Annotated in this window: 15 protein-coding genes; 10 read left to right on the top strand and 5 right to left on the bottom strand. The window is 68.2% G+C overall.

All coding sequences use genetic code 11. The features are described from left to right. Positions 1–15: 15 nt before the first annotated feature. Positions 16–1257, bottom strand: coding sequence for a SpoIID/LytB domain-containing protein (locus tag MU582_05560; protein UPK76110.1), 1242 nt, complete (start codon positions 1255–1257; stop codon positions 16–18). Between the two features lie 7 nt (positions 1258–1264). After that, on the bottom strand, positions 1265–2833 hold the full coding sequence (locus MU582_05555) for a peptidoglycan recognition protein (protein ID UPK76109.1): 1569 nt from the start codon (positions 2831–2833) through the stop codon (positions 1265–1267). Positions 2834–3008: 175 nt separating this feature from the next. Here MU582_05555 and MU582_05550 point away from each other — a divergent pair, with 175 nt between their 5' ends. From MU582_05550 to MU582_05540, 3 genes are all read left to right on the top strand, one after another. Further along, on the top strand, positions 3009–4394 hold the full coding sequence (locus tag MU582_05550) for an NAD(P)H-quinone dehydrogenase (GenBank protein UPK76108.1): 1386 nt from the start codon (positions 3009–3011) through the stop codon (positions 4392–4394). A gap of 77 nt (positions 4395–4471) precedes the next feature. After that, positions 4472–5287 (top strand): purine-nucleoside phosphorylase, encoded by an 816-nt coding sequence (locus MU582_05545; GenBank protein UPK76107.1) that lies wholly within the window; start codon positions 4472–4474, stop codon positions 5285–5287. Between the two features lie 41 nt (positions 5288–5328). Continuing rightward, positions 5329–6984 (top strand): phospho-sugar mutase, encoded by a 1656-nt coding sequence (locus MU582_05540; protein ID UPK76106.1) that lies wholly within the window; start codon positions 5329–5331, stop codon positions 6982–6984. A 3-nt stretch (positions 6985–6987) separates the two neighbouring features. Here the strand turns inward: MU582_05540 and MU582_05535 are convergent, their stop codons facing one another. After that, positions 6988–7602 carry a hypothetical protein gene (locus tag MU582_05535; protein UPK76105.1) on the bottom strand — a complete coding sequence of 205 codons (615 nt, stop codon included), beginning with the start codon at positions 7600–7602 and terminating at the stop codon, positions 6988–6990. A gap of 83 nt (positions 7603–7685) precedes the next feature. Between MU582_05535 and deoC the strand changes: the two genes are divergently transcribed. From deoC to MU582_05520, 3 genes are all read left to right on the top strand, one after another. Next, a complete protein-coding gene (gene deoC, locus MU582_05530; GenBank protein ID UPK76104.1) occupies positions 7686–8639 on the top strand; it encodes a deoxyribose-phosphate aldolase in 954 nt (317 codons plus the stop codon). Between the two features lie 19 nt (positions 8640–8658). Then, on the top strand, positions 8659–10107 hold the full coding sequence (locus tag MU582_05525) for an aldehyde dehydrogenase family protein (protein ID UPK76103.1): 1449 nt from the start codon (positions 8659–8661) through the stop codon (positions 10105–10107). A gap of 167 nt (positions 10108–10274) precedes the next feature. Further along, positions 10275–11135 carry an aldehyde dehydrogenase family protein gene (locus MU582_05520; protein UPK76102.1) on the top strand — a complete coding sequence of 287 codons (861 nt, stop codon included), beginning with the start codon at positions 10275–10277 and terminating at the stop codon, positions 11133–11135. 92 nt (positions 11136–11227) lie between these two features. On the opposite strand, the gene MU582_05515 is transcribed toward MU582_05520, so the two are convergent. After that, entirely contained in the window at positions 11228–12301 is a 1074-nt protein-coding gene (locus MU582_05515; GenBank protein ID UPK76101.1) for a GNAT family N-acetyltransferase, read from the bottom strand. Positions 12302–12358: 57 nt separating this feature from the next. On the opposite strand from MU582_05515, the gene MU582_05510 reads away from it, so the two are divergent. The 4 genes from MU582_05510 (at position 12359) to MU582_05495 (ending at position 17122) form a co-directional block, all read left to right on the top strand. Next, the gene (locus MU582_05510) at positions 12359–12808 is read left to right on the top strand and encodes a MarR family winged helix-turn-helix transcriptional regulator (protein ID UPK76100.1); all 450 of its coding nucleotides are present in this window, start codon (positions 12359–12361) and stop codon (positions 12806–12808) included. Between the two features lie 84 nt (positions 12809–12892). After that, positions 12893–14077, top strand: coding sequence for a histidine kinase (locus MU582_05505; GenBank protein ID UPK76099.1), 1185 nt, complete (start codon positions 12893–12895; stop codon positions 14075–14077). Further along, positions 14074–14736, top strand: a complete 663-nt coding sequence (locus tag MU582_05500) for a response regulator transcription factor (protein ID UPK76098.1) — start codon at positions 14074–14076, stop codon at positions 14734–14736. The genes MU582_05505 and MU582_05500 overlap by 4 nt, the downstream gene beginning before the upstream one ends. A gap of 796 nt (positions 14737–15532) precedes the next feature. Beyond that, on the top strand, positions 15533–17122 hold the full coding sequence (locus tag MU582_05495; protein ID UPK76097.1) for a carboxylesterase family protein: 1590 nt from the start codon (positions 15533–15535) through the stop codon (positions 17120–17122). A gap of 17 nt (positions 17123–17139) precedes the next feature. Here the strand turns inward: MU582_05495 and MU582_05490 are convergent, their stop codons facing one another. Then, entirely contained in the window at positions 17140–17736 is a 597-nt protein-coding gene (locus MU582_05490; GenBank protein ID UPK76096.1) for a TetR/AcrR family transcriptional regulator, read from the bottom strand. Between the last annotated feature and the right edge of the window lie 52 nt (positions 17737–17788).

The raw sequence follows: 17788 nt of genomic DNA, 5'->3' as shown, positions 1-17788 counted from the left end.
AGCCTCGGGCCGTGCTCACCGTTTGATGCGGAACCAGTCGGACCGCAGTCCGAGCAGCGAACGCAGGTCGGTTCCGCTGAGGCGCACGGTCCTGGACGTACCTCGCAACGCCACCTTCACGGCGCGGCCGTTCCAGGCTCCGTGCCCGTTGCGCTCGATCACCCGAACCGACTTGAGCCTGCCGATGGACGGGTACGCCCGCTCGAACGTCGACCGCGCAATCCGTGCAGTCCAGCTCCGCATGGGGTTTCCGGACCAGCGGTCGTACTTGTCGCGATGTGCGCGCAGGTACGGCACTCCGCCTGACGCCGTCCATCCGCCGGTCGACGAGGAGAACATCGTGAGCGCGGGCTCGCCGTTGTACTCGACCGTCTGACCCGATGACGCGCGTACGGCGTTGTTGGTCGCCGTGGTCTCGACGCCGTAGCCCTCGTAGACCTGACAGCTCGTCGTGTCGCAGATGTCGTAGTGCGCACGGGCGTCACGCCGCTTGAGATGTAAGGCGTACGACCTGGCGGCGACCGCCTGTGCGCGCAATGCCGGCTGCGACCAGGAAGCCGGCATCTCGACCGGGATGACCCCTTTCAGGTAGTTCTGTATGCGCAGCACGTTGACGGTGTCGCGAGTCTTGCTCGAGGGGCTCGGCGACGCCGACCGAATCGCGCCGCGGAATGCCTGCGCCGAACCGTCGGGCATGATCACCGCAAGCGGCCCGGGCCTGCGGAACTCGCCGTCGCCACGCAGCAGTACGCGTCCTGGAACGCGCCAGCGATGCCATCCGCGCTTGTCGCGGTACTGCACTGCTGACCGCGCCGGCCGGCCCGCCGCAGGAACGATCCGCCATTGGCTGATCGCCTTGCTGGTAGGCAGTTTGAACTTCTTACGGTCCCCGAGATCCCGCACCGTGAGCCCGGCGGCCTTTCGTACGATCACCGTGTCGGTGTAGTCGTCGGTGAGCAGCACCCGCAGGAAGCCGCGGTTGATCGCGAGCTTCGTCTTCGGGTAGTAGAACCGAACGATCTGCTTGTACGAAAGGCCTTTGCGAGCTGCGCCTTGCGCACCGTACTGCGACATGCCGATGCCGTGCCCGTACCCGCGACCTTCGATGACGACCGCTGCACGGTTCGCGTCGTGGACGGCCGACGGCGGGTCGGCGGCCACTGCCCAGTCCGGATCGTCTTCGTTTGCATGTGCGGCTGCGGGAAGCAGGACCGGAAGCAGCAGGAATCCGGCGGCAACGCTGAGATGTCTACGCATGGATCCGCTACCAGACCTCGACTGTGAGCTTCTTCGTCTTTCGGTCGTACTGCATGGTGCCGTTGGCGAAACGCGCCTTCGAGCCACGCTTCGTCGACACCGTGTCCGACCGCGGTGTGCCGAGTTTCCCGCCGACGCCGCCGCGCCGTACGTACGCACGCTCGATGCGCCCGGTCAAGGCGAAGACCTTGTCGTTGCGGTTCTGGAAGAGTCGCCCGTGCTCAGTGGTGACTCGGCGTACGCCGTCGACCTTGGTCTTGCGGTAGCCCGTCACGGGGAACCCGAGGTCGCCGCCCGGACCGCCGCGTGCGCGGTAGCCACGCAGTAGCGGGCTACGCGGGACGAAGTACGCGCCGGCGTCTGCGGTGTAGTAGCCGCGCCCGCGGTTGAAGATGGTCTGCCGCCCGCCATCGAGGCGGGCCTCCCCGACGAAGACGGCACCGGTCCGCTTCCGCGGCAGGTTGTCGCGGATCTCGGACTTGAACCGGGACAGGTACTTGCCGGTCCGCTTACGTAGCGTCGGCAGCCATGCGTACCCGTGCTTGCCCGGGCACGCGGTCGACATGACGTCGCGGTGACCGGAGATCCGGTTGAGTCGCTTGCCCACCAGGGTCGTACGCCCGCGGGGCGCGACGTAGTTCGTACCCAGGCGCCAACCGACGAGCCTGGTCACGGCGTTCTTCAGTCGCTGCGACAGTCGCGCGGTGTCGAAGTTGCCCATCATCGACACACCCATCGTGTCGGTGTTGAAGTCACCGGCGTGAGCGCCGCGTACCGGCTTCTTCACTCCGCCCTTGCGCCCTTCGAAGATGCGTCCGAACCGGTCGACCAGGAAGTTGTAGCCGATGTCGCACCAGCCCCGGCCCTGCGTGTGGTACGCCTGGATCCCGCGTACGATCGCGGCGCTGTCGGCACGGGTGTAGTCGTTGGTTCCGACCGTGTGATGAACGATCGCCGCCTTCGTCGTCTTGCCGTAGATCGGCGCGAAGCACTTGTCACCGAGCTTCGGATCTGCGCCCCAGCTCTTGCGTTTGACGATCGGCGGTCGCGCCGGAAAACGCGGTTTGCCGATCGGTCCGCCCGCGCTCGGCAACGACGCCCGCTTCGCGGCCGACGTATCGCCCGGGTCGATGGTGATCGCCTGTACGTCTTCCGGTGCACGACCGTCGGAGCTGACCCGTACGGCCACTCCGTCGGCATCGCCGACCCACAGCGGGACCGTACCGGCGGTGTCGCCGCCGCTCTGCCCGTCGTGGTCGGTCTCGAGCGTGCGCCAGCCGCTCCACCGACCGTCCGCGCGCGTACGAAGGTCAACGTGTACGTGACCGACCCGCGGATCGGCCGACCAGGTGACGGCGACCATGCGGTACGGATCGGTTGCGGTCGGCGCAAGTCGGGCGACCTCACGTTCGCCCGGTCCACTGCGCTGTGTGTCCGTACCCGGTACGTCGAGTGCATCGACGCCGGCTCCGGCGCTCGGTTCCGGTGCTGCCTGGCTTGCGTTGGCGGTGGTGGCCGGGAGCATCGCTGCGGTTGTAGCGAGCACCCCGACCAGGACCGTCCCGAGACGGCTCATCGAGAATCCCTCCGTGCCACGATGTGGCGGATGTTGCTGATGTGACTACCCCGTGCGATTGATTGTGTGCATGAAGTAGTCATCTTGGGAAGCGTTTCGGCTGAACTACGCGACTGTAGTTCGGCGAGCACCGGTGCCCGCCGGGCGAGTCCGCCCGCGATGCGACAATGACGGGGTGACTCATGTGGTGATCATCGGCGGCGGTCCCGGCGGGTACGAATCGGCTCTGGTGGCCGCGCAGCTGGGTGCAGACGTCACGATCGTCGACCGCGACGGCATCGGCGGATCCACGGTTCTCACCGACTGCGTACCGAGCAAGACCCTGATCGCGACCTCGGAGCTGATGACCGAGGTCGAGGGGGCGTGTGAGCTCGGCGTCCAGCTGGGATCCGACGCCTCCGACGACGGACCTGTGACGGTCGACCTCGCCCGGGTCAACACCCGGGTGAAGGCACTGGCGCAGGCGCAGTCGGTCGACATCGAGCGCCGACTCGAGCGTGATTCGGTACGTGTGCTCAACGGCACCGGCCGCCTCGACGGCCCCGACAAGGTCGTCGCCGAACTCGCCGACGGCGGCACCGAGACACTCGCCGCCGATGTCGTGCTGCTGTCGACCGGAGCACACCCACGGGTGTCGCCGACCGCGATGCCCGACGGAGAGCGAATCCTCACCTGGGAGCAGATCTACGACCTCGACACCCTGCCGGAGCGCCTGATCGTGGTCGGCTCCGGTGTGACCGGTGCGGAGTTCGCGGGCGCATACAAGGCACTCGGCAGCGAGGTCGTGTTGGTGTCGAGCCGCGACCGAGTGTTGCCCGGTGAGGATGCCGACGCCGCACACGTACTCGAAGAGGTCTTCACCCGGCGCGGCATGGAGGTCATGTCGCGCTCGCGGATGCAGTCGGTCGAGCGGGTCGACGACGGCGTACGAGTGACGCTGACCGACGGTCGTACGGTCGAGGGCTCGCACTGCCTGATCGCGATCGGCTCGATCCCCAACTCCGCCGACATCGGGCTGGAGTCCGCCGGCGTCGCGGTCGATGACGGCGGGTTCATCACCGTCGACAAGGTATCGCGTACGACCGGCCGCGGGATCTACGCGGCCGGCGACTGCACCGGCGTACTCATGCTCGCGTCGGTTGCCGCCATGCAAGGCCGGATCGCGATGTCCCATGCGCTCGGCGACGCCGTTTCGCCGCTCGACCTCCGCGAGGTCGCGAGCAACGTCTTCACCTCGCCGGAGATCGCGACGGTGGGGTTCAGCCAGCGCGACATCGACGAAGGAGTCGTGGCCGCCCGCACCCAGACGATCCAGCTCAGCGGCAACCCACGAGCCAAGATGCAAGGCGTACGCGACGGTTTCGTGAAGCTGTTCAGCCTGCCGGGCACCGGCATCGTTGTCGGCGGGGTCGTCGTCGGACGACAGGCGAGCGAGTTGATCCAGGCAGTTTCGATGGCTGTCTCATGCCGGCTCACGGTCGACCAGGTGGCGCAGTCGTTCACCGTGTACCCGTCGATCAGCGGCTCGATCGCCGAGGCCGCCCGCCGCCTGCACCGCTAGTTGCATCCGCCGTCGCTGACGTTGGTGGGGGGCGTCGAGCGGCGCGCCCCAACCTCCTTCCTCTAGGCTTTCCGCCCGTGACTGCTCCGACACCGTCCACCGACAGCGACCCGTATGCGACTGCCCGCGCGGCCGCTGACCGCTTGCGCGAGCTGACCGACTCCGAACACGACATCGCCCTCGTGATGGGATCCGGCTGGCTGCCCGCCGCCGACGCGCTCGGCGAGGCCGAGTACGAGATACCCACCGGCGACCTTCCCGGGTTCGCCGCTCCCGCGGTCGAGGGCCACGGGGGCACGGTGCGTTCGATCCGGCTCGGCGACCGCCGTCTCCTGGTGTTCCTCGGACGCACCCACCTCTACGAAGGCCGCGGCGTCGCGCCCGTCGTCCACGGCGTACGTACGGCCGCCGCCGCAGGATGTCGGGCTGTCGTACTCACCAACGGCTGTGGCGGTCTCGACCCGGCCTGGACACCGGGCACACCTGTATTGATCAGCGATCACATCAACCTGACGGCGACCTCACCGCTCGTCGGCGCGAACTTCGTCGACCTCACCGACCTGTACGCCGCCCGGCTGCGCGATCTGTGCCGCGAGGTCGAGCCGTCCCTCGCCGAGGGCGTATACGCGCAGTTCCCCGGACCGCACTACGAGACACCGGCCGAGGTGGTCATGGCCGGCCGTCTCGGCGCGACCCTGGTCGGCATGTCGACGACGCTCGAGGCGATCGCCGCACGCGAGGCAGGTATGGAGGTGCTCGGCATCTCTTTGGTGACCAACCTCGCCGCCGGTGTCGGCAGCGCACCGCTCGACCACGCGGAGGTACTCGAAGCGGGCAACGCCGCTGCCGAGCGCATGGGAGCCCTGCTGGCCGACGTACTCCCCCGCATCTGAGTTTCCGCGTTCTCGCGGCGCGGGTCGATAGGGTTTCGACCATGCCGTCGTACGAAGACCTCTCCGATGCCGCAGCAGCGTGGATCGCGCAGGATCCCGATCCCGCGACCCGTGACGAGCTGAGCGCGCTGCTCGAGTCCGCGCGTACCGACCCGGAGGCGCTGGCCGACCTCGCCGCCCGTTTCGCGGGGCCGCTCGAATTCGGCACGGCCGGGCTGCGCGGCGCCCTCGGTGCCGGGCCGCACCGGATGAACCGGGTGGTCGTCTCGCAGGCCGCAGCCGGTCTCGCCACGTATCTCAATCGCACCTCTGCCGGTGATCCCAGCGTCGTCATCGGCTTCGACGCGCGGCACAACTCCGACGTCTTCGCCCGCGACACCGCGGAGATCATGCAGGCCGCAGGCGTACGCGCGTACCTCCTGCCCGAAACGTTGCCGACACCTGTGCTCGCATTCGCCATCCGCCACCTCGACTGCGATGCGGGGGTGATGGTGACCGCCTCGCACAATCCCCCGCAGGACAACGGGTACAAGGTCTACCTCGGCGACGGCAGTCAGATCGTGCCGCCTGCGGACACCAAGATAGCCGCTGCGATCGCAGCCGTCGGGCGAGTCGACGAGTTGGCACGCGACCGCGGCTACACGGTGCTCGGCGACGAGGTACGCGATGCGTACGTCAGCGCGGTCGCGGCGCTGGTCGGCGACGGTCCGCGCACGCTGACCTGCGTGCACACCTCCATGCACGGCGTCGGCGATTCGGTCGTGCGCTCAGTTGTCGAGGCCGCCGGGTTCGCGCCGCTGCACACGGTGGCGCCGCAAGCCGACCCCGACCCAGAGTTCCCGACGGTCGCATTCCCCAACCCCGAGGAACCGGGCGCGATGGACCTCGCCCTCGACCTGGCGCGCAGCGTCGATGCCGACGTGGTGATCGCGAACGACCCGGATGCCGACCGGTGCGCAGTCGGCGTGCCCGACCTACACGGATGGCGGATGCTCAGCGGTGACGAGACCGGAGCGCTGCTCGCCGACGCGGCTCTGCGTCGCGGTGAGGTCGGCACGTACGCCACCACGATCGTGTCGTCGACACTGCTGCACCGGCTCGCCGACTCCTACGACCAGCCGTATGCCGAAACGCTCACCGGCTTCAAATGGATCGGGCGCGTACCCGGGCTCACCTTCGGCTACGAGGAGGCGCTCGGGTATGCCGTTGCCCCTGATATCGCTCGCGACAAGGACGGCATTTCGGCTCTCGTACGCGTACTCGAGCTGGTGGCTGAGCTGCGCGCCGACGGACGGACGCTGCTGGATCGGCTCGACGAGATCGCCGCGCGCCATGGCGTTCACGCAACCGATCAGCTGTCCGTACGCGTATCCGACCTGGCGCTGATCACCGACGCGATGCAGCGCCTCCGCACGGATCCCCCGGCAGCGCTCGGCGGACTCGACGTCGTCCGGGTCGACGACCTCGCCCGGCCGAGCGGCGCGTTGCCGCCGACCGAGGGGCTGCGATTCGCCCTGGCCGATGATGCGCGGGTCGTCGTACGTCCGTCGGGCACCGAGCCCAAGCTCAAGTGCTATCTGGAGGCCGTCGTACAGCCGGAGACCGACGCTGCCGAAGGCGTCGCCGCGGCACGCATCGCTGCGGCGGGCCGACTGGACGCGATCCGCGCCGACTTGGCCGGGCTGCTCGAGATCTGACGGTCAGAGACTCGAGACCACGATCGACACGATGAGGGCCAGGCCGATCGCGATGCCGACACCGACCGTCGGCCATGCCCATTGACGCTTCACGTCGCTCAAACCGCCCGGCTTCGCCTGCTGTTTTGCGAGCGACTCGATGCGCACTTGGACGTAGTCGGCGTAGTGCATGCCCGTCACGTCCGACCCGGTCATCGTCGGCTTCGCGGCGAACTTCTCCTCCTGCGGCGTCGACATCAGCGACTGCTGCCGCTTCTCACCGCGCATCAGATAGCGCGCGCTCTTGCCGACCGCGATTCCGTGGTGCTTATCCGCTCCGGTGTACACGCACAGCGTCTGGCGTACGTCGACGTCACTGATCTTGCGCCACGGCAGCCGTACGTCGGTCAGGGCGTTGCGCAACAGCAGGTGGTCTTCGTACGCATGAACCGTCGGGCGTACCAACGCGGCGTACGTCGCCCAACCCAGCAGCGCCGCGCCCGCAGCCACCGCCAGGGTGGGTGCGTCGACTCCGCTCGAGACGACCGCCACGACGACGAACGCGACCATCGCGAGGCCGATGACACCCCACCATCGACCGGCGGTGGGCTTGAATCGCTCGACCAGCTCGCTTTGCATCCGTCCATTATCCCCAGCGGCCAAACGGTCGTACGTCCAGCATCCGGACGCGAGCCACTGCAGGCCGGGCCTAGACTTGGCGGGTGACCACCACGATTGACGAGGCGACCGCATCGGCGCGATCCCTCCACCGGTTCCTGGCCGGCCTTCCAGGCGTCGACCAGGTCGGCGCCGAGGAACGCGCCGCCGATCTCTCGCGACGGTCGATCAAGACGACGTCGAAGGAGTACGCGATCGACCTGGCGATCTCGATGGTCGATCTGACCACCCTCGAGGGAGCGGATACGCCCGGCAAGGTGCGCGCCCTTTCCAACAAGGCGATGCGTCCCGACCCGACCGACTCGACCTGTCCGCGCGCCGCCGCGGTGTGCGTCTATCCCGACCTCGTACCCGTCGCCAAGCAGACCCTCGGCGACTCCGGCGTGTCGGTTGCCAGCGTTGCGACGGCATTCCCGTCCGGACGCGCTGCACTCGACATCCGGTTGGCCGACACGCGGCTGGCGGTCGAGAACGGCGCCGACGAGATCGACATGGTGATCGACCGCGGCGCCTTCCTCGCCGGCGACTACCAGCGCGTGTACGACGACATCGTCGCGGTCAAGGCGGCCTGCGAGCGCGCTGACGGCACGAGCGCGCATCTGAAGGTGATCTTCGAGACCGGAGAGCTGCAGACGTACGACAACGTCCGCCGGGCGTCATGGCTCGCGATGATGGCCGGGGCCGACTTCATCAAGACCAGCACCGGCAAGGTGCAGCCGGCCGCGACGCTGCCGGTGACGTTGGTGATGCTCGAGGCCGTACGCGACTTCCGGGCAGCGACCGGTCGCCAGATCGGCGTCAAACCGGCGGGCGGCATTCGTACGACCAAGGACGCCATCAAGTACCTCGTGGTCGTCAACGAGATCGCCGGCCCCGACTGGCTCACGCCGGACTGGTTCCGGTTCGGCGCGTCGAGTCTGCTCAACGACCTGCTGCTGCAACGTCAGCGGATGCTCACCGGCCGCTACTCCGGCCCCGATTACGTCACGCTCGACTGAGGACAGTGAGAAACCCCTGATGGCTGACACACCGATCTTCGAGTACGCCCCGGCGCCGCAGTCGCGCTCGGTCGTCGACATCAAGAGCTCGTACGGACTGTTCATCGGCGGCGAGTTCACCGACGGTTCGTCGGGCGAGTCCTTCAAGACGATCAGCCCGGCGACCGAGGAGGTGCTCGCCGAGGTCACCGACGCGAACGCCGAAGACGTCGATCGCGCGGTGGCTGCAGCGCGCCGCGCGTACGCACGCACGTGGTCGCGGATGCCCGGAGCCGAGCGGGCGAAGTACCTCTACCGCATCGCGCGGATCATCGCCGAGCGGGCTCGCGAGTTCGCCGTGCTCGAGTCGCTCGACAACGGCAAGCCGATCAAGGAGTCCCGCGACGCCGACATCCCGCTCGTCGCGCAGTGGTTCTTCTACTACGCGGGCTGGGCCGACAAGCTTTCGTACGCGGGTCTCGGTAGCAACCCGAAGGCGCACGGGGTGGCGGGCCAGATCATCCCCTGGAACTTCCCGCTGATGATGCTCGCCTGGAAGATCGCTCCTGCGCTGGCGGCCGGCAACACCGTCGTACTCAAACCCGCCGAGACCACGCCACTCACCGCTCTGCTGTTCGCCGAGGTCTGCCAGCAGGCCGATCTGCCGCCCGGCGTCGTCAACATCGTCACCGGCGCCGGCGCGACCGGTCAGGCGATCGTCGAGCACGGCGACGTCGACAAGGTCGCGTTCACCGGGTCGACCGAGGTGGGCAAGGCGATCGCCCGCAGCGTCGCCGGTACGCAGAAGGTGGTCACCCTCGAGCTCGGCGGCAAGGCCGCGAACATCGTCTTCGACGACGCACCGGTCGACCAAGCCGTTGACGGCATCGTCAACGGCATCTTCTTCAACCAGGGTCATGTGTGCTGCGCCGGCTCGCGACTGCTGATCCAGGAGTCCGTGTACGACGAGGTACTCGACCGGCTCAAGCGCCGCATGTCCACGCTGCGAGTCGGCGACCCGCTCGACAAGAACACCGATATCGGCGCGATCAACTCCGCCGAGCAGCTCGCGCGCATCCGCGAGCTCTCCGATATCGGCGACGCGGAGGGCGCCGAGCGGTGGTCGCCGCCGTGCGAGCTGCCGACAGACGGTTTCTGGTTCGCGCCGACGATCTTCACCGGCGTGACCCAGGCGCACCGCATCGCCCGCGAGGAGATCTTCGGGCCGGTCTTGTCGGTGCTCACCTTCCGCACTCCCGCCGAGGCCGTCGAGAAGGCCAACAACACGCCGTACGGTCTGTCCGCCGGCGTGTGGACCGAGAAGGGCTCACGCATCCTGTCCATGGCCAACCAGCTGCGCGCCGGGGTCGTCTGGGCGAACACGTTCAACAAGTTCGACCCCGCGAGCCCGTTCGGCGGCTACAAGGAGTCCGGCTACGGCCGCGAAGGCGGCAAGCACGGCCTCGCGGCCTACCTCACCGATGTTTAGGTCATGCCTCCTCATACCGCGCCGGTTCGCGTGCCTCCGCATCCCGCCTGGCTTCGTTGCGGTCGCTCGCAGGAGAATTCAACTACAACTTCGCTCCCGCGCCTTGCCAGATCGGGCGCGGAGACCCGCTCACTGATCGACACGGCATAAGGAGACACGACCTACTGATGCCACGCCTCGACGTACGCAAGACGTACAAGCTCTACATCGGCGGCAAGTTCCCCCGCTCGGAGTCCGGGCGTACCTACGATGCGCTCGACGCCAAGGGCCGATTCCTCGCCAACGCGGCCAAGGCGTCGCGCAAGGATGCCCGTGACGCTGTCGTCGCGGCCCGCAAGGCGGTCGGCGGTTGGTCGACACGTACGCCGTACAACCGCGGCCAGATCCTGTACCGCACAGCAGAGATGCTCGAAGGCCGTCGCGACCAGTTCATCGGCGAGGTCAAGGCGTCCGAGGGCCTCGCCCCCGCGGCCGCGACCCGCTCGGTCGACGCGGCGATCGACCGTTGGGTCTGGTACGCCGGTTGGTCCGACAAGCTCACCCAGGTGGTCGGCAACGCCAACCCGGTCTCGAGTCCGCATTTCAACCTGTCGACCCCCGAGCCGACCGGTGTCGTCGCGATCGTCGCACCGCAGGAGTCCTCACTGCTCGGGCTCGTCAGCGTGATCGCCCCGGCGATCGTCTCGGGCAACACCGTGGTCGTGGTCTCGTCGTACGAACGCCCGCTGCCTGCGATCACGCTGTCAGAGGTGCTGGCCACGTCCGATCTGCCCGGCGGTGTCGTCAACGTGCTCACCGGCGACGCCGCAGAGATCGCTCCGTGGCTCGCATCGCATCGCGATGTCAACGCCATCGACCTCGCCGGTGTCGACGACCCCGCGCTCGCCGCCGAGCTCGAGCGGGCCTCTGCCGACAACCTCAAACGGGTCGTACGTCCGGCCGACGTCGACTGGAGCGCCGAACCCGGCATCGATCGGATGACGAACTTCCTGGAGACCAAGACCGTCTGGCATCCGATCGGCGTCTAAGGCCGCTCCGCCGCCGGGAGTTTGGCGCGAATTGCACCACGCAGCACTGTGTCGGTCGTGCAATTCGCACCGAACTCCGCGAGACGGGTACGTCAGCCGACGAGCACTCGCTCCTTGGTCAGGTACACGCTATGCGGCGGCATCGGCTCGGCGGGCGTAAGGGCGTACCCGGCACCTTCGTACAAGCCGATGTTGCGCTCACTGCGATGCCCGGTGAACAACCCGTACCGGGTGGTCGTCTCCGGTGCCTGGCGCTCGACGTACGACAGCAGCCACGAGCCGATCCCCCGCCCGGCGTGGTCCGGCGCGACCATCAGTCGCCCGATCGCCCAGGTGGAGTCCTGCAGTCGCGCCCGGGCGGCCGCGACGAGTCTGCCGTGCCGTCGTACGCACCACAGGTGCCAGGTCGCAGCCGAGGTACGAAGGTCGTCCAGCGTCTCGTGCAGCGGACCCAGCTCGAGCGTGTCGTTCGCAACCGCCTCCTGCACCCAGCAACAGCGCTGGAGTACGAGGACCTCGGGTAGGTCGCTCTCTCGCGCCAGATCAATGGCAAGCCCCTCGACCGGCCCATCGACCGCAACCTCGGTGCGTAGTGGTCGCATCACCTCGGCCACCCGGGTCAACTCGCTGAGCACAGCCCGCGCAGCCTCGGTATCCCGAGCGGACTCGACCACCCGTCCGTCGCGCACGCTGTCCGCGATGCGCAAGGAGACCATTGCCCCGATCGGCATCATCCGAAGGGTCGTGACGACTTGCTTGGACATCTGCACTGAGCGGGTCCCGGCCGAGGTGTTGCCGTAGCTGACGAACGCGACCGGCTTCCACGCCCACTCGTGGTACAGGTAGTCGAGCGCGTTCTTGAGCCCGCCGGGCATGCCGTAGTTGTACTCCGGCGTGACGATCACGAACGCATCGGCCGCAGCCACTCGCCTGCTCCAGCGCCGGGTGTGGTCGTGCACGTACGCACTCTCCGACGGGTGCTCGGGCTCATCGAGAAGCGGCAGGTCGAGCTCACTGAGCTGCACGACTTCGATCGACACATCCTGGCGCTCGGCGTCGGCCGAGGTGGTCTCGACGAACCAGTCGGCGATCGCCGGCCCGAGCCGACCAGGTCGGGTGCTGGCAACGATCACGAGTACGTGCAGGGGATCCAGATTCATTGACATGTCATCGACGTTATCGAGAACTCGATGACACGTCAACGACAAGGTAGGCTCATACCCGTGGACACCCCGTGGCTCAGTGACGACGAAGAGCAGGCGTGGCGCGCGTTCCGCCGCCTGCTGACCGTTCTGCCGGCCCGGCTCGGTCGCGACCTGGCCAGCGACTCCGGCCTCTCACCCGCCGACTACGAGGTGCTCAGCACCCTGTCGGAGAAGCCGGATCGTCGCTGGACGCTCAAGGAGCTGGCCGCGAAGGCCGAGTGGTCGCGCAGTCGGTTGTCGCATCACGCGACTCGGATGCAGGGTCGCGGTCTCATCGCCAAGCTGCCCGATCCGGACGATGCACGTGGCTGCATCCTGGCACTGACCGATGCGGGCTTCGCGGTTCTCGAGCAGGCAGCACCGCTCCATGTCGCCTCCGTACGCTCCCGATTCCTGGACCACCTCAGTGCGGCCGAGCTCAGGACCCTTGGAAAGCTGTCGACCCGAGTGTCCGATCTACCGGACTGAGGCGTCCGTTCTACGCATACGCCCACTGGCGTACGTGCGGATACGACTCCTGCCGGGTGACTCGATGCTGCCGAGCCAGCAAGGTTGATCCGAGTCGCCGGCATCGTTGCCGCGGCCTTGACGAAGGGGACGATCGTGGCGGAGCGGCGGCGACTACGGCTGGGCCGTGACGTCGGCATTGCGGTCGCGATCACGGCTGTTGCGCTAGGTACGCTCCCGTACCTCGACCACACGAGCGCGGGCTCCGACGCCGATATAGGCGGCGTGATCCTGGTCGTGATCGCCGGTCTCGCCCTCGTCGTACGCACCTGGTGGCCGGTCGGTGTGCTCATCGTCAGCGGTGGCGCGGCAGCGGCCTACCTCGTACTCGGTTACGCGTACGGGTTCGTGCTGGCCTGCGTGGCGGTTGCCGTCTACACGGTCGCGACCCGGGTTCCGATCCACCGCGCCATCGGTTGGTCGGCCGTGATGCTCGTGGCGTTGCTCGCACACCTACGCACCAACCCTGCGGCTCTCGACGGTGCGGCGGGCATCGCCCCTGCGACCGCGTGGGTCATCGTCCCGTTGACCATCGGCGCGTCACGACGGTTGGTGCTCGGCGCACAGGCCCGCGAACGCGCGATCGCCGACCGCCGGCTCGTCGATACGGAGCGACTCCGGTTGTCCCAGGAGGTACACGACGTGGTCGGGCACGGACTCGCCGCGATCCAGATGCAGTCAGATATCGCGCTGCACCTGGCGAGCCAGAAGCCCGACCAAGCGCTTACCGCCCTGAAGGCCATCAGCCACGCGAGCTCCGATGCGCTGACCGAGCTGCGGGCGACGCTCGGCGCGATCGGCGCGAACGAGGCCGGCGCACGCACCCCGTCTGCGGGTCTCGCGAACCTGCCCGCTCTGCGCGAGCGCGTCGAGGCGGCGGGGGTCTCCGTCGACCTCACCGTGTCGGGGACGCCGCGGCCGCTTCCCTGGGGAGTCGACCTCGCGGCGTACCGCGTGCTCCAGGAGGCGCTCACCAATGTCGTGAAGCACTCGGCAGACCCACGCGCCGTGGTCCGCGTCGACTACCGCGACTCAGGCGTGGACCTCGTCGTGACCAACCGGCCGCCGGAAGTCGCCACGACCGGCGCAGGGCTCGGCATCGACGGGATGAAGCGACGCGTCGACCAGCTCGGCGGCACGCTGACCGTCGGCCCGCCGGTCGCCGACAGCACTGCTCAGCTCTTCGAGCTCCGAGCGTCACTTCCTACGCCCGCCAAGGAGGATGAATGAGTACGAACACGATCTCCGTGATGCTGGCCGACGACCAGGATCTCGTGCGCCTCGGACTGGCTACGCTCCTCGACAACGAACCCGGTTTCGACGTCGTCGGCCAGGCCGTCGACGGACTCGACGCCGTCAAGGAGGCCCAGCGCACCCAGCCCGACGTCGTGCTGATGGACATCCGGATGCCCGGCATCGACGGGATCGAGGCGACCAGGCGAATCGTCTGCGACCCCGACCTGGCCGGTACGAGGGTCGTCGTGCTGACCACCTTCGAGCACGACCAGTACGTGTTCGACGCGCTGCGCCACGGCGCAAGCGGGTTCTTACTCAAGGACACGCCGCCGGCCGCCCTGCTCGACGCGATGCACGTCGTCGCCGACGGCGGCGCGCTCCTCGCACCGTCGGTGACGCAGACGTTGATCGAGGCGTTCACCTCGCCGACGGCCCGGGCGACCAACCCTCACCCCGACATAGACGAGCTCACCGAACGCGAACGCGAGATCGTCGCCCACGTTGCCCAAGGCCGGAACAACCACGAGATCGCCGCCGACCTGGTGCTCAGCCCCGCGACCGTTCGTACCCATGTGAGCCGTGCGATGGTCAAGCTCGGCGCGCATGACCGGGCACAGCTGGTCGTGTTCGCGTACCAGTCGGGTTTGGCGTAACGGCAGCTTCTCGCTCCGTTCGGCTGCCCGCCTGTACGGTTCAGTCTTGCTGTCGGCTCACCCGCCTACTTCGGCGATATCCCGCTTGCCTGGTCCCTCGCCGCCGTCGGCGTTGTCACTTCTACGGTGCGACTACTCGCCGCTTCGTATCTCGTCGCTGTCGGCTTTCCCGCCTACTTCGGCGACATCCCGCTTGCCTGGTTCCTCGTCGCTGTCGGCCATTCCCGCCTTCATACCGTGCGACTACTCGCCTGCGCGGCTCAGCCTTGCTGTCGGCTCACCCGTCTACTTCGGCGATATCCCGCTTGCCTGGTCCCTCGCCGCCGTCGGCGTTGCCACTTCTACGGTGCGACTACTCGCCGCTTCGCACCTCGTCGCTGTCGGCTTTCCTCGCTCCTTCGCCTGGGCAAAGACGCGGCGACGCGGGAGACGCAGCTATAGGCTGGGGTTCGTCGCCGGCTTTCCCGTTCCGGTCGGCTCTTGCGGGGCCGGTGGGTGGTGGTTCACCAAGTAGACATGGTGAAACTCCACTTTGCATGGCAGAGACACCGTGCACGGTGGGAGGTTGCCGTGCCCGCTGGTACGTACGTGGCCACCGTGGCAGAAGTCCACTCGCTCGCGTCGCGCGCGCCCCGACCGTCGTGCCGCAACTCAAGGTGGCGGGAAGCCGCCGAGCAACCCGTTCCGAGGCGCCGAGCGGCCGCACCGGAGACCGAAGCACCTACGTCGGGTGCCGTACGAACGGTGCCGCCCGACGACGGACGCGCCGCGCTCTCGAAGCAGCGACCGTAATGGCATGTCGATACGAATGGTCATCGCCGCTACCGCACTCGCCGTCAGCTCCACTCTGCTTCCGCTGCCCGCCGACTGGTCGGCCGCCGGCCAGACCGATGAGCCGCTGGCGCGCGTACAACAAGGCTGGCTTCGAGGCGAGGCCCGCGACGGTGCGGTGCGGTTCCTGGGCGTGCCGTACGCGGCGCCCCCAATTGCCGAGCGCCGCTGGGCCGCTCCGCGACGGCCGGCGCGTTGGCACGGCGTTCGAGACGCGCGCGATCCCGCGGAGCCGTGTGCACAGCGCGACATCGACGAGAACGGCAACAGCCGCGTCATCGGGCAGGAAGACTGCCTGTACCTCGACATCACCCGGCCGGCCGACGTCCCACGGCACAGGCGGATGCCGGTCATCGTCTGGCTCTACGGCGGCGGACTCACTTCCGGGCGCAGTACGGAGTACGACGCGACCCGCCTCGCGAATGCGGCCGGCGCCGTCGTGGTGACCCCCAACTACCGGCTCGGCGGCCTCGGCTTCCTGTCCGCGCCGGCACTCGACACGGGCCGCAGCGCGTCCGGCAACTACGGACTGATGGACCAAACGGCGGCGCTGCGTTGGGTCCGCCGAAATGCCCGTGCGTTCGGCGGCGACGCGCGTTCGGTCACCCTGATGGGGCAGTCCGCCGGTGCGCGCAGCGTCTGCGCACATCTGGCCTCGCCCTCCTCGCGCGGCCTGTTCGACCGGGCGGTCGTCATGAGCGGCGCCTGCACCAACGACGTGATGACGAAGGCGGCTGCCGACGAGAAGGGAGCCGCAGCGATTCGCGAGCTCGGCTGCGCCGACGCGGCCGACGTGGCCGACTGCCTACGTGCCGCACCACCGGCGCGGGTGCTGGAGAGCCTGCCCCCAGTGACCGCCGTGACCGGCACGGTGGCCGATGACTCCTGGGGTCCGGTGGCCGGCACGCCGTACCTCCCGAAGCAGCCCGGAGCCGCGATCCGGGCCGGCGCATCGGCGGGCATCCCGCTGCTGGTCGGCAGTGTGCGCGATGAGATGCGCTCGTTCGTGGCCTCGGCGTACGACCTCCAGGGTGGCGACAACGTCCTCACCGCGCAGGAGTACGAAGACCTGGTGCACGACGGATTCGGCGCCGACGCGCTCGCGGTTCTCGATCACTATCCGGCCGACGACTACGACCGACCGATGCTCGCGCTGGCCGCCGTACTCACCGACTGGGGCAAGCGGATCGGCGCCTGCCCGACCCTCGACACCGCGCGGGCCGCGGCACGTACGACCCGCGTGTACGCGTACGAGGTGACTCAGGACTCCGGTCGGGAGTTCGGCGGAATCCCGTTCGGCGCGTACCACGGCTCCGAGCTGCCGTACCTGTTCGATCTCGAATGGGCCGAACCCGCCGACGACCGGCTGACACCGGTGCTGCTCGGCTACTGGAGCAGGTTCGCGCGCACTGGGAACCCGAACACACCCGGCCTGCCGAGGTGGCAGCGGTTCGATGCGCGAAGCGAAATCGTGCACGAACTCTCGGGCGACCGTGTCGGCCCGACTGCGTACGGCGCGACCCATCGATGCAGCTTCTGGAGCAGCATCAACTGACGCCGCGGGCCCCTTGGCTACGAGAGGAACAACCGCTCGATCAGGTCGTCGATCTGATCGTCGACACTGGGCCATGGGAAGTTCGGGTGGAGCGCGCGCAGGGTGACCATGCCGTGCATTGCGCACCACAGCTGGGTGGCGCCGAGATACGCGTCATCGCGTGACTTACGGGTCGAGGCCAGGACCTCCACCGCGACCTGGAAGGCGCGCTCGCCGATGAACCGGCCTTCACCGTCGGGCGGAAGGTCGACTGACGTGCCGAACAGCACCTTGTACGTACCCGGCCGCTCCAACGCGAAATCGACGTACGCCTTCGTCGCAGCGTGGAGCCGCCGGGGCGGATCGTCGGGCGCCGCGGTGTCTGCCGCCTGCAGCACCTCGCGAAGTTCCTCGTACTTTTGCTCTTTGACCGCGCGGACGAGCGTCTCCAGCGAGTCGAAGTGCAGATAGATCGAGGTCGCCGCGACTCCGGTCTCACGGGCGATGGCGCGTAGGGACAGCGTGCTGGCGTCGCCGCTCTCCTCGAGCATCCGGGCGGTCACGTCCAGGATCTCGGCACGGAGCTTCTCGCCCTCGCCTCGGCGAGCGGCCGGTCGTCTTCGGGGGGTCGACACAGTTCTTCCTAGTTGGGTTGACAGCTGTAGCGCTACAGGTGTTAACTCATTC

Source organism: Nocardioidaceae bacterium SCSIO 66511, from assembly GCA_023100825.1.
Lineage (GTDB): Bacteria > Actinomycetota > Actinomycetes > Propionibacteriales > Nocardioidaceae > Solicola.
This window is presented reverse-complemented; position numbering and strand designations above follow the sequence as displayed.

Excerpts from the sequence above, each read along its gene's own strand:
- MU582_05540 (UPK76106.1), top strand. The coding sequence starts at position 5,329 with ATGCCGTCGTACGAAGACCTCTCCGATGCCGCAGCAGCGTGGATCGCG.
- MU582_05500 (UPK76098.1), top strand. The coding sequence starts at position 14,074 with ATGAGTACGAACACGATCTCCGTGATGCTGGCCGACGACCAGGATCTC.
- MU582_05520 (UPK76102.1), top strand. The coding sequence starts at position 10,275 with ATGCCACGCCTCGACGTACGCAAGACGTACAAGCTCTACATCGGCGGC.
- MU582_05535 (UPK76105.1), bottom strand. The coding sequence starts at position 7,602 with ATGCAAAGCGAGCTGGTCGAGCGATTCAAGCCCACCGCCGGTCGATGG.
- MU582_05525 (UPK76103.1), top strand. The coding sequence starts at position 8,659 with ATGGCTGACACACCGATCTTCGAGTACGCCCCGGCGCCGCAGTCGCGC.
- MU582_05555 (UPK76109.1), bottom strand. The coding sequence starts at position 2,833 with ATGAGCCGTCTCGGGACGGTCCTGGTCGGGGTGCTCGCTACAACCGCA.
- MU582_05515 (UPK76101.1), bottom strand. The coding sequence starts at position 12,301 with ATGTCAATGAATCTGGATCCCCTGCACGTACTCGTGATCGTTGCCAGC.
- MU582_05560 (UPK76110.1), bottom strand. The coding sequence starts at position 1,257 with ATGCGTAGACATCTCAGCGTTGCCGCCGGATTCCTGCTGCTTCCGGTC.
- MU582_05495 (UPK76097.1), top strand. The coding sequence starts at position 15,533 with ATGTCGATACGAATGGTCATCGCCGCTACCGCACTCGCCGTCAGCTCC.